The organism is Streptomyces sp. S465 (genome assembly GCF_026898115.1).
GTDB classification, from domain to species: domain Bacteria; phylum Actinomycetota; class Actinomycetes; order Streptomycetales; family Streptomycetaceae; genus Streptomyces; species Streptomyces luomodiensis.
Map to the genome: position 1 here is coordinate 5,008,683 of NZ_CP114036.1, position 12,261 is coordinate 5,020,943.

The 12,261-nt window shown below is 70.6% G+C and carries 7 protein-coding genes; 5 read left to right on the forward strand and 2 right to left on the reverse strand.

Annotation, left to right across the window (positions count from 1 at the left end; genetic code table 11):
* Nucleotides 1-57: 57 nt before the first annotated feature.
* On the reverse strand, nucleotides 58-1,668 hold the full coding sequence (locus N6H00_RS21160; RefSeq protein ID WP_268973376.1) for a VCBS repeat-containing protein: 1,611 nt from the start codon (nucleotides 1,666-1,668) through the stop codon (nucleotides 58-60).
* 906 nt (nucleotides 1,669-2,574) lie between these two features.
* Here N6H00_RS21160 and N6H00_RS21165 point away from each other — a divergent pair.
* The gene (locus N6H00_RS21165; protein ID WP_443072999.1) at nucleotides 2,575-5,322 is read left to right on the forward strand and encodes a SpoIIE family protein phosphatase; all 2,748 of its coding nucleotides are present in this window, start codon (nucleotides 2,575-2,577) and stop codon (nucleotides 5,320-5,322) included.
* A gap of 130 nt (nucleotides 5,323-5,452) precedes the next feature.
* On the opposite strand, the gene N6H00_RS21170 is transcribed toward N6H00_RS21165, so the two are convergent.
* Nucleotides 5,453-7,741, reverse strand: a complete 2,289-nt coding sequence (locus tag N6H00_RS21170; RefSeq protein WP_268973378.1) for a (Fe-S)-binding protein — start codon at nucleotides 7,739-7,741, stop codon at nucleotides 5,453-5,455.
* 285 nt (nucleotides 7,742-8,026) lie between these two features.
* Here N6H00_RS21170 and dnaK point away from each other — a divergent pair, with 285 nt between their 5' ends.
* The 4 genes from dnaK to N6H00_RS21190 are packed head-to-tail and all read left to right on the forward strand — an operon-like array spanning nucleotide 8,027 to nucleotide 12,259.
* Complete coding sequence (dnaK, locus tag N6H00_RS21175) at nucleotides 8,027-9,895, forward strand: molecular chaperone DnaK (protein ID WP_268973379.1); 1,869 nt, start codon at nucleotides 8,027-8,029, stop codon at nucleotides 9,893-9,895.
* Complete coding sequence (gene grpE, locus N6H00_RS21180) at nucleotides 9,892-10,551, forward strand: nucleotide exchange factor GrpE (protein WP_268973380.1); 660 nt, start codon at nucleotides 9,892-9,894, stop codon at nucleotides 10,549-10,551. The genes dnaK and grpE overlap by 4 nt, the downstream gene beginning before the upstream one ends.
* Nucleotides 10,552-10,596: 45 nt before the next feature.
* Complete coding sequence (gene dnaJ / locus N6H00_RS21185; RefSeq protein ID WP_268973381.1) at nucleotides 10,597-11,778, forward strand: molecular chaperone DnaJ; 1,182 nt, start codon at nucleotides 10,597-10,599, stop codon at nucleotides 11,776-11,778.
* Between the two features lies 1 nt (nucleotide 11,779).
* Nucleotides 11,780-12,259, forward strand: coding sequence for a heat shock protein transcriptional repressor HspR (locus tag N6H00_RS21190; RefSeq protein WP_268973382.1), 480 nt, complete (start codon nucleotides 11,780-11,782; stop codon nucleotides 12,257-12,259).
* Nucleotides 12,260-12,261: the final 2 nt, after the last annotated feature.

The following is a 12,261-nucleotide window of genomic DNA, read 5'->3' on the forward strand; positions in this document are numbered from 1 at the left end:
TTTCCCCCGGTGGTTGGTGGGGGTGGCCGGTGTCTCGCCTCTCTCCGCCGCCGCCTCCTAGTCCGCGTCCGTGTCCGTGTCCGCGTCTGTGTCCGTGTCCGGGTGCGCGTTCGCGTCCGTCGCGAAGGGCTTGCTGCTGAAGGCCGTCTTGTCCGCGGTGCCGTCCGTGATCCACCACCGTTCGGGGCGTTCGCCGTACCGCGAGAAGGCCAGACCACGGCCCCAGGCCAGTACGATCTCGTCCTTACCGTCATGATCGAAGTCCGCGACGCCGTAGAGCCGGGCCGCCCGCTCGTCCTTACGGACCGCCTTGCCGTCCACGACGGCGGGTGTCGTGCGGGTCAGCAGGTGGCGCTCGGCGACGCGGATCGGGCCGCCGTGGGAGCCCTGCCGGAGGGTGAGCAGCTCGACGCCGCCCCGGCCGAGCGAGACGGCCAGCTCATCGGTGCCGTTCCCGTCGGTGTCGGCGGCGGCCAGTGCGCCCGACATTCCGGGGATCTTGAGGGGACGCGGAGGGGAACCCGCCGTCTCCGCCGCCTCCTTGGGGTAGACGCTCACCGTCTTGCCGATGTCCGGCCGCTCCGTCTCACCGCCCGGTTCGTCGTCGCGGGTGCCGCTGTCGCCGACCGCGACGTCGCGGCGGCCGTCGCCGTCGAAGTCGCCGAAGGTGATCGAGTTGCCCTCGCGCAGCGTGCGGGCCTTATGGCTGAGACCGTGGGAGCCGGCGACGAGGAGGGCGGAGCCGGACTGTTCGTTGGAGTTGAGCGCGTGCACCACCAGATCGGTGGCGCGGTGGCCGTCGATGGTGTCGGCGATGAGATCGCCGATCTCTCCGTGGCCGTCCAGTGGACTCGGGTACGGAACGGCCCTGGCGGCCTTGCCCGCCCGGTTGAACGGTCCGTACAGCACCAGTAGCGAGCGGCGGTCCGCGCGGATCAGGGCGAGGTCGTGGTGGCCGTCGCCGTTGAAGTCGCCGACGGTCGGGCGCTGGGCGTCCACCCCGTCGTCCGGGCCGGTCAGCTCGACACGGGCGGCGGCGCGGCCCCGGCGGGGGCCGCCGGGGCCGCCCCAGGAGACGTAGGGGACGGTCCGGACGGTGGCCTGGGTGCGCTCGGTCTCGCGTGCGCCGAGCGCCTCGCCCGCCGTGGTGGTCACATCGGCGTAGCCGTCGCCGTCGAGGTCGGCCGTGGCCACCTCGGTCGCGCCCGCGACGGTGACGTCCTGGGACGGCAGGCCGAGGTCCCGGTGGCGGAGCACGGTGCGGGTGGCGGGATCCAGACCGTGCGACGAGCCGTGGACGAAGGCGATCCGGCTGGGCAGACCGCCCTTGCCGGACGGGACGGGGAGGCGCAGATCGGGATAGCCGTCGCCGTTGACGTCATCCGGCAGCCGGCTGCCCTTGCCGTGGGGGACGGGCGCGGTCGCGGTGGGGGTGATGACGGACCCGGCGGAGGGGGAGTCGGTGCGCCCGCCGCGTTCCGCCCGCGCGCCGTCGTCGGGGCCGCAGCCGGCGAGCAGCAGCGCCAGGCCGGCCGTACCGGCGGTGACGAGGAACGACGTGGGGAGACGGGAGGCGGGGAAGCGGGCGGTGCGGGTGCCGCGGAGGGAGCGGTGTCGGGGGCCCGGGACGCGGCCGGGTGGTGCGATGGGGGGAGGTGCGGGCGTCATCGGCCCACCTCAACCCATCACCGGCGGCTGAGGCCATGGGGCCAGGCACTTCGTTACGAGGGTGATGCCTGGACGAGGGTGATGTCCGGCGCCGCGCTCCCGCCGGTGGTCGTTCCGGATGACGCCTCGGGTGATACGGGACTGATCAGTCCGCTTGGCTGTAAAGATGACCTTTGGAGCACAAGGGCCGTCCAGGACATTTACTGGCGAGTCGTTGGGCATGATCCTGTAGGGGATACGCAACGTCGTTGTGAGAAGGGATACTTCACGGCCAGTATCGGTAATCGTTCGAAGCGGACAAGCGGGGGCAGCCATGTGCTTAACGCACGGTGTGAGGGTGACGGGTGAGGCGGCGAAACCGGTGGAAGAGGGTGCGGGCGGGGCGTAGTCGCGATGTCGGACGGGAGTGGCCGGCCGGCGGCGGCGGATGCCGCTCGCTCGCCGCTGAACAAGGGTGCTAGAAATAACGACATGGCCGGACTTTTCGGTCGACCTTGGGTTCCGCCGGCCCGCACGATGACCGATGGGCGCCCAGGCGGTCGGCGTGAGGGGCCCCGCTCGGCGTGGGAACGACGCGGGCGGCGCGTACAGCAGGACGAGCGAGACCAGCGAGATCAGCTGGACCCACGAGACCGGCTGGACCCGCGAGATCAACCCGATCAAGGTGGGCAAGCCGATCAGCTCGGCCCACCCGATCAGTTCGGTCCAGCTGGTCTGCCTGATCAGTCCGGCCCGTGGGACCCGCATGAGCGGTCCTCCACGCACACCGGCCGGACCGGCTACACCCACGGCCCCGGCCCCGCCCACGACTCCGGCTACGCCCACCGCCCCGCCCACGGCCGTGGTGGCTACGGGCGGGGCTGGCGCCGCCGGGGCCGCCAGGGGCGGCGGGGCCAGGCGCGCTGGGTGCGCACCGTGGCCGGCCAGGTCTTCGTCCTCCAGGTCGGGGTGGTGCTGCTGTTGGTCGTCGCCGCTGTGGCGGCGCTCGTCCTCCAGTCCCGCTACGACAGCGAGCGGGAGGCCCGTAACCGCTCCATGGCCGTCGCCGAGAGCTTCGCGAACGCGCCCGGCATGGTGAGCGCGATGCGCGGCCCCCAGCCGACCGCCGCGCTCCAGCCACTCGCCGAGCGGGCCCGCGAGGGTTCCGGGGTCGACTTCGTCGTGGCCATGTCGCCGCGGGGGATCCGCTACACCCACCCCAACCCCGACCGGATCGGCAAGCACTTCATGGGCACCATCCGCCCGGCGGCGGAGGGCCGGACGTTCACCGAGACGTTCACCGGCACGCTCGGCCTGTCGGTGCGGGCCGTGGTGCCCGTCAAGGACGGCCAGGGGAAGGTCGTCGGCCTGGTCGCGGCCGGTGTCACGATCAAGAAGGTGAGCGGTGCGGCCGACCGTCAGCTGCCGCTGTTGTTCGGCGCCGCCGCGCTCGCGCTCGCGCTCGCGACGGCGGGTACGGCGCTGGTCAGCAGGCGGCTGCGGCGCCAGACCCACGGGCTGGACCCGGCCGAGATGACGCGGATGTACGAGCACCATGACGCGGTGCTGCACTCGGTGCGCGAGGGCGTGCTGATCGTCGGCGGCGACGGCCGGCTGGTGCTCGCCAACGACGAGGCGCGCCGGCTCTTCGACCTGCCGCCGGACGCCGAGGGGCGGCTGGTGTCCGAGCTGGGCTTCGATCCGCACACCGCCGCGCTGCTGGCGTCCGGGCGCCCCGCCACCGACGAGGTCCACACGGCGGGCGAGCGGCTGCTGTCGGTCAGCCACCGCCCCACCGACCGCGACGGCGGGCCGCCCGGCAGCGTCGCCACGCTGCGCGACACCACCGAGCTGCGGGCGCTGTCCGGCAAGGTCGACCTCGCCCGCAACCGGCTCAAGCTGCTGTACGACGCGGGTGTCTCCATCGGCACCACCCTGGACGTGGTGCGCACCGCCCAGGAGCTGGCGGAGTACGCGGTGGCCCGGTTCGCCGACTACGTCTCGGTGGACCTCGCGGACTCGGTGCTGCGCGGCGGGGAGCCCCCGGACGGCGTGGCGGGTCCGGATGGCGTGGCCGGCCCCGGTGCCCCCGGCGCGGGCCCGCCGGGCGCCGTGCCGACCGCCGACGGCCGCCGCACCGTGCTGCGCCGTACGGCCCTCAGCGGTATCCGCGACGACGGCCCGCTCTACCCCCTCGGCATGCTGATCGAGTTCGGCCCGAGCGCGCCTCAGGCCCGGGGTTTCCGCAGTGGGGCGGTGACGGTCGAGCCGGTCCTGAGCGACTTCGGCGGCTGGCAGGAGCAGGACCCCGAGCACGCCCGGCGGATCGTCGACTACGGCATCCACTCGATGATCACGGTCCCGCTGCGGGCTCGTGGCGTCGTGCTGGGCGTGGCCAGTTTCATGCGGGCGGAGAAGCCGGAGCCCTTCGAGGAGGACGACATCTCCCTGGCCGAGGAGCTGGTCACCCGCGCCGCCGTCAGCATCGACAACGCCCGCCGCTACACCCGCGAGCACACCATGGCGGTGACGCTCCAGCGCAGCCTGCTGCCCCGGGTGCTGCCCGAGCAGAACGCGCTGGATGTGGCGTACCGCTATCTGCCGGCCGAGTCCGGCGTCGGGGGCGACTGGTTCGATGTGATCCCGTTGCCGGGGGCGCGGGTGGCGCTGGTGGTGGGCGACGTCGTCGGGCACGGTCTGCACGCGGCGGCGACGATGGGACGGCTGCGCACGGCGGTGCACAACTTCTCGACCCTCGATCTCCCGCCGGACGAGATCCTCTCCCACCTCGACGATCTGATCGCCCGCATCGACCAGGACGAGAGCCCCGGCGGACTCGACGGCGACGGCGGCGGCGTCGGTGAGGGGATCACCGGGGCCACCTGTCTGTACGCGATCTACGACCCCGTCACCCGGTGCTGCACCATGGCGCGGGCCGGTCATCCGCCACCCGCGCTGGTCCGGCCGGACGGCACCGTGGAGTTCCTCGAGCTGCCCGCCGGACCGCCGCTGGGCCTGGGCGGGCTGCCGTTCGAGACGGCGGAGCTGGAGCTGCCCGAGGGCAGCCAGGTGGTGCTCTACACGGACGGGCTGATCGAGAAGCGCGACCGGGACATCGAGACCGGTCTGGAGCTGCTGCGCGATGCCCTGTCCCACCCCGGGTCCCACCCCGGCCGGACGCCCGAGGACGCCTGTACGGCGGTGCTGGACGCGCTGCTGCCCGACCGCCCGAGTGACGACATCGCGCTGATCGTGGCCCGTACGAGGGTGCTGGAGCCCGGTCTGACCGCCGACTGGGAGGTGCCGTCCGATCCGAAGCAGGTCGCCGGGGTGCGCGCCGCGGTGGCCCGGAAGCTGGCGGAGTGGGATCTGGGCGATGTCGCGTTCACGACCGAGCTCATCCTCAGCGAGCTGATCACCAACGCCATCCGCTACGCGACCGGCCCGATCCGGGTCCGGCTGCTCTGCGACCGCAGCCTGATCTGCGAGGTCTTCGACACCAGCAGCACCTCCCCGCATCTGCGGTACGCGGGGACGACGGACGAGGGCGGCCGGGGGCTCTTCCTGGTCTCGCAGTTCGCCGACCGCTGGGGCACCCGCTACACCTCGGACGGCAAGGTGATCTGGACTGAGCAGGCGCTGCCGCTGACGAGGAACGGCAAGCCGCGGACGTGAGGGACGGCCTGCGGGAGAGCGGGCCGTCGACAAGCGTGCGGTTCCGGGCCGCCGACAAGCGTGAAGCCCGCCCACGGACGTCCCGTGGGCGGGCTTCGGCGTGTGGCGCGTGGCGCGCCGCGTCAGGCGACTACTTCACCGGGGCCGGCTCCGGCTCCTCGGCGGTCTGGCCGCCGTCCTCCGGTTCGGCCGGGGTCTTCACCGAGTCGAGGAGCAGCTGTGCCACGTCCACGACCTGGAGCTCTTCCTTCGCCTTCCCGTCGTTCTTCTTGCCGTTGACGGAGTCGGTGAGCATGACCAGGCAGAACGGGCAGGCGGTGGAGACGATGTCCGGGTTGAGGGAGAGGGCCTCGTCGACGCGCTCGTCGTTGATGCGCTTGCCGATCCGCTCCTCCATCCACATCCGGGCGCCGCCCGCGCCGCAGCAGAAGCCGCGCTCCTTGTGGCGGTGCATCTCCTCGTTCCGCAGTCCCGGCACCTTGGCGATGATCTCGCGCGGGGGTGTGTAGACCTTGTTGTGGCGGCCCAGGTAGCAGGGGTCGTGGTAGGTGATCAGGCCCTCGACCGGGGTGACCGGGATCAGCTTGCCCTCGTCGATGAGGTGCTGGAGCAGCTGGGTGTGGTGGATGACCTCGTACTCGCCGCCCAGCTGCGGGTACTCGTTGGCGATCGTGTTGAAGCAGTGCGGGCAGGTCGCGACGATCTTCTTCTTGGCCTTCTCGACGACGACGCCCTCGTCAGCATCCTCACCGAAGGCCATGTTCAGCATCTCGACGTTCTGCTGGCCGAGCTGCTGGAAGAGGAACTCGTTGCCCAGGCGGCGGGCGGAGTCACCGGTGCACGCCTCGTCGCCGCCCATGATCGCGAACTTGACGCCGGCGATGTGCAGCAGCTCCGCGAAGGCCTTGGTGGTCTTCTTGGCCCGGTCCTCCAGGGCGCCCGCGCAGCCGACCCAGTACAGGTAGTCGACCTCGGTGAGGTCCTCGATGTCCTTGCCGACGACCGGCACCTCGAAGTCGACTTCCTTGGTCCATGCCAGCCGCTGCTTCTTGGCCAGGCCCCAGGGGTTGCCCTTCTTCTCCAGGTTCTTCAGCATCGTGCCCGCTTCCGAGGGGAAGCTGGACTCGATCATCACCTGGTAGCGGCGCATGTCCACGATGTGGTCGACGTGCTCGATGTCCACCGGGCACTGCTCCACGCAGGCGCCGCAGGTGGTGCAGGACCACAGCACGTCCGGGTCGATGACGCCGCCCGCGGCGAAGCCGCTGTCAGACGCGGCCTCGAGGGTGCCGATCAGCGGCCGCTCGGCCTCGGCCAGCGCCGCCGCGGGCACCTGGGCCAGCTGCTCCTCGCTCGCCTTCTCCTCGCCCTCCATCGTCTTGCCGCCGCCGGCCAGCAGGTAGGGGGCCTTGGCGTGGCTGTGGTCGCGCAGCGCCATGATCAGCAGCTTCGGGGAGAGCGGCTTGCCGGTGTTCCAGGCGGGGCACTGCGACTGGCAGCGGCCGCATTCGGTGCAGGTGGAGAAGTCGAGGATGCCCTTCCAGGAGAAGTGCTCGATCTGCGAGACGCCGAACTGGTCGTCCTCGCCCGGGTCCTCGAAGTCGATCGGCTTGCCGTCGCTCACCATCGGCTGGAGGGCGCCGAGCGCGACCTCGCCGTCCGCGTTGCGCTTGAACCAGATGTTGGGGAAGGCGAGGAAGCGGTGCCAGGCGATGCTCATGTCGAGGTTGGTGCTGACCGTGATCATCCAGATCATGGTCGTGCCGAGCTTGACCATCGCGAACAGGTAGGTCAGGTTCTGCACGGTGTCGACGCCGAGCCCGCTGAAGAGCTGGACCAGCGGGTACGAGGCGAAGTACGCGGGCTCGTAGGAGTCGACGTGGTGCAGCGCGCCCTCCGTGCCGCGCAGCGCCATGATCGCGATGCCGATGATGAGGATGACGTACTCGACGAAGTACGCCTGCCAGGCGGTGGAGCCCGCGAACCGCGACTTGCGGCCGGCCCGGCTGGGCAGGTTCAGCAGCCGGATCACCATCAGCGTCAGGATGCCGAGGGTGGTCATCGTGCCGATGAACTCGATGTACAGCTCGTAGGGGAGGAAGCCGCCGAGGATGGGCAGCGTCCAGTCGGCCTGGAAGAGCTGGCCGTAGGCGTTGATGATGGTCGGTGGCAGGGTCAGGAAGCCGATCGCCACGAACCAGTGGGCGACGCCGATGACGCCCCACTTGTTCATGCGGGTGTGCGCGAGGAATTCCCGCACCAGGGTCACGCTGCGCTGCCAGGGGTTGTCGGTCCTGGCCCCCGCCGGGACCGGCGCGCCCAGTTTGAAGAAGCGCACGAACTGCGCGACGGCCCGGCCGAGCAGGGCAACGCCGACCGCGGTGAGGACCAGCGACACGATGATCGCGGCGAGTTGCATAGGGGGCTCCTCGAACCTGCGAGCTGGATTGCTGAGCAGAACTATTACTAAGCAGTAACTTAATGTGGCTTGACCGAGATTACCCGCCCGGACGGTCACCCATGTAGTCGACGAGCCGGTGATCTGTGTCGCTCACATGGCCCCTCCTCCACCTCTTCCACCTCCTCTTGGGTATAAGTCTCATATAAAAGTTGAGCCGCTGCGACTCAGGTCTGTTGACAGCGGCGAGCCGGTCATGCACCCTTGAGCCTGTTCCACTCAATGCTGTAGCTGGAGGATTGCGAAATGGCACGTGCGGTCGGCATCGACCTGGGTACGACGAACTCCGTCGTCAGTGTTCTCGAAGGCGGTGAGCCCACCGTCATCACCAACGCCGAGGGCGCCAGGACCACGCCGTCCGTTGTGGCGTTCGCGAAGAACGGCGAGGTGCTGGTCGGCGAGGTCGCCAAGCGCCAGGCGGTCACGAACGTGGACCGCACCATCCGGTCGGTCAAGCGCCACATGGGCACCGACTGGAAGATCAACCTCGACGGCAAGGACTTCAACCCCCAGCAGATCAGCGCCTTCATCCTGCAGAAGCTGAAGCGCGACGCCGAGTCGTACCTGGGTGAGAAGGTCACGGACGCGGTCATCACCGTCCCGGCGTACTTCAACGACTCCGAGCGCCAGGCGACCAAGGAGGCCGGTGAGATCGCGGGCCTCAACGTCCTGCGCATCGTCAACGAGCCTACTGCCGCCGCGCTCGCCTACGGGCTGGAGAAGGACGACCAGACCATCCTGGTCTTCGACCTCGGTGGTGGCACCTTCGACGTCTCGCTCCTCGAGATCGGCGACGGCGTGGTGGAGGTCAAGGCCACCAACGGTGACAACCACCTCGGTGGTGACGACTGGGACCAGCGCGTCGTCGACTACCTGGTCAAGCAGTTCAACAGCGGCCACGGCGTCGACCTGTCCAAGGACAAGATGGCCCTCCAGCGGCTGCGCGAGGCCGCTGAGAAGGCGAAGATCGAGCTCTCCAGCTCGTCCGAGACCAGCATCAACCTGCCCTACATCACGGCGTCCGCCGAGGGCCCGCTGCACCTGGACGAGAAGCTCACCCGCGCCCAGTTCCAGCAGCTCACCTCCGACCTGCTGGAGCGCTGCAAGACCCCGTTCCACAACGTCATCAAGGACGCGGGCATCTCGCTGTCCGAGATCGACCACGTGGTCCTGGTCGGTGGCTCCACCCGCATGCCCGCCGTCGCCGAGCTCGTCAAGGAGCTGACCGGCGGCAAGGAGGCCAACAAGGGCGTCAACCCGGACGAGGTCGTCGCCATCGGCGCCTCCCTCCAGGCCGGTGTCCTCAAGGGTGAGGTCAAGGACGTCCTGCTGCTGGACGTCACCCCGCTGTCCCTGGGCATCGAGACCAAGGGCGGCATCATGACCAAGCTGATCGAGCGCAACACGACCATTCCGACCAAGCGCTCGGAGATCTTCACCACGGCCGAGGACAACCAGCCGTCCGTGCAGATCCAGGTCTACCAGGGCGAGCGCGAGATCGCGGCGTACAACAAGAAGCTCGGCATGTTCGAGCTGACCGGCCTGCCCCCGGCCCCGCGCGGCGTGCCGCAGATCGAGGTCACCTTCGACATCGACGCCAACGGCATCATGCACGTCGGCGCGAAGGACCTCGGCACCGGCAAGGAGCAGAAGATGACCGTCACCGGCGGCTCCGCGCTGCCGAAGGACGACATCGACCGCATGATGCGGGAGGCCGAGCAGTACGCGGAGGAGGACCACAAGCGCCGCGAGGCCGCCGAGGCCCGCAACCAGGCCGAGCAGCTGGTCTACCAGACGGAGAAGTTCCTCAAGGACAACGAGGACAAGGTCCCGGGCGAGGTCAAGACCGAGGTCGAGGAGGCCCTCACCGAGCTGAAGGAGAAGCTCAAGGGCGAGGACACCGCCGAGATCCGCACCGCGACCGAGAAGGTCGCCGCGGTCAGCCAGAAGCTGGGCCAGGCCATGTACGCCAACAGCCAGGACGGCGCGGCCGCGGCCGGTGCCGCCGCCGGTGACGCCGGCGCCGCGGGCCAGGCCAAGGCCGATGACGATGTGGTGGACGCCGAGATCGTCGACGACGACAAGGCCGACAAGGGTAAGGGTGGTGCCGCGTGACGGAGGAGACCCCGGGCTTCGAGGAGCAGCCCGACGTCCCCTCCGAGGCCGCGCAGACCCCCGACGACGCGGCGAAGGGCGCCGGGTCCGCCGACAAGGCGGGCCCGGCGGCCCCGGCCGGGGACAACGAGCAGGTAGCCCTTCAGGCACAGCTGGACCAGGCACGGAGCGCGCTCAACGAGCGGACGGCCGACCTCCAGCGGCTCCAGGCGGAGTACCAGAACTATCGGCGCCGGGTCGAGCGGGACCGGGTGACGGTCAAGGAGATCGCGCTGGCGAGCCTCCTGTCCGAGCTGCTGCCCGTGCTCGACGACATCGGCCGCGCCCGGGACCACGGCGAGCTCGTCGGCGGCTTCAAGTCCGTCGGCGAATCGGTGGAGACGGTGGTGGCGAAGCTGGGCCTCCAGCAGTTCGGCAAGGAGGGCGAGCCCTTCGACCCGCTGGTGCACGAGGCCCTGATGCACAGTTACGCGCCGGACGTCACCGAAACCACGTGCGTGCAGATTCTGCAGCCGGGGTATCGAATCGGCGAGCGCACGATCCGCCCGGCGCGGGTCGCCGTCGCCGAGCCCCAGCCGGGTGCCACCCCCGCCAAGGGCGGCGAAGGCGAGGCCGCGGCGCCGGACGAGGAGAGCGGTGGCCCGGAAGAGGGCTGACGTGACGGTGACCGCGGGAGCAGTGAGAGAGGAGGGACGTCGCGGATGAGCACCAAGGACTTCGTGGAGAAGGACTACTACAAAGTCCTCGGCGTCCCCAAGGACGCCACCGAGGCGGAGATCAAGAAGGCGTACCGGAAGCTCGCCCGCGAGTACCACCCGGACGCCAACAAGGGCGACGCCAAGGCGGAGGAGCGGTTCAAGGAGATCTCCGAGGCCAATGACATCCTCGGGGACCCCAAGCGGCGCAAGGAGTACGACGAGGCCCGCGCCCTCTTCGGCAACGGGGGATTCCGCCCCGGGCCGGGCGGGCCGGGCGGCACCGGCAGCTTCAACTTCGACCTGGGCGACCTCTTCGGCGGCGGTGCCCAGGGCGGGAGCGGGGGCGCCGGCGGTTTCGGCGGCGGGCTCGGGGATGTCTTCGGCGGGCTGTTCGGCCGCGGCGGCGCCACCCGCGCCCAGCCGCGCCGGGGCCAGGACATCGAGTCCGAGGTGACGCTCAGCTTCACCGAGGCCGTCGAGGGGGCCACGGTCCCGCTGCGGATGTCCAGCCAGGCCCCGTGCAAGGTGTGCTCGGGCACCGGCGACCAGAACGGCAACCCGCGCGTCTGCCCCACCTGTGTCGGCACCGGTCAGGTCACCCGGGGCGGCGGGGGCGGCTTCTCGCTCACCGACCCGTGTGTGGAGTGCCGGGGCCGCGGGCTGATCGCGCAGAACCCGTGCGAGACCTGCAAGGGCAGCGGACGGGCCCGTTCCGCCCGCACCATGCAGGTCCGGATTCCCGCGGGCGTCAGTGATGGCCAGCGGATCCGGCTGCGCGGCAAGGGCGCTCCGGGCGAGACCGGCGGTCCGGCCGGCGATCTGTACGTGGTCGTGCACGTGGACCCGCATCCGGTCTTCGGCCGCAAGGGCGACAACCTGACCGTCACCGTGCCCGTCACCCTTCCGGAGGCGGCGCTCGGCGGCGAGATCAAGGTCCCCACCCTGGGCGGTCCGCCGGTCACCCTGAAGCTGCCCGCCGGCACGCCCAACGGCAGGACCATGCGCGCCCGGGGCAAGGGCGCGGTGCGCAAGGACGGCACCCGCGGCGACCTGCTGGTCACCGTCGAGGTCACGGTGCCGCACGAGCTGAGCGACCCGGCGCGGGAAGCGCTGGAGTCGTATCGCGAGGCGACCGCGGGAGAGGACCCGCGGGAGGAGCTGTTCAAGGCCGCGAAGGGAGCTTGAGATGGACGGCCGAGGAGGAATCGGAGGCAGGGGCGCTGGCCGGCCCCGCAACCCGTATGAGCTGACCGAGGATTCGCCGGTGTACGTCATCTCGGTGGCCGCCCAGCTCTCCGGACTGCATCCGCAGACTCTGCGTCAGTACGACCGCCTCGGCCTGGTTTCCCCCGACCGCACCGCCGGCCGCGGCCGGCGGTACTCCGCGCGCGACATCCAGCTGCTCCGCCAGGTCCAGCAGCTCTCCCAGGACGAGGGCATCAACCTCGCCGGGATCAAGCGGATCATCGAACTGGAGAACCAGGTCGCGGCCCTCCAGGCCCGCGTCGCCGAGCTCCAGTCCGCGGTCGAGGGCGCCGCCACGGCCATGCAGCAGCGCGAGGCCCAGGTCCACGCCTCCTACCGCCGCGACCTGGTCCGCTACCAGGACGTCCAGCAGAGCAGCGCCCTGGTGGTGTGGCGCCCGAAGCCCAGGCGCGGCGAATAACC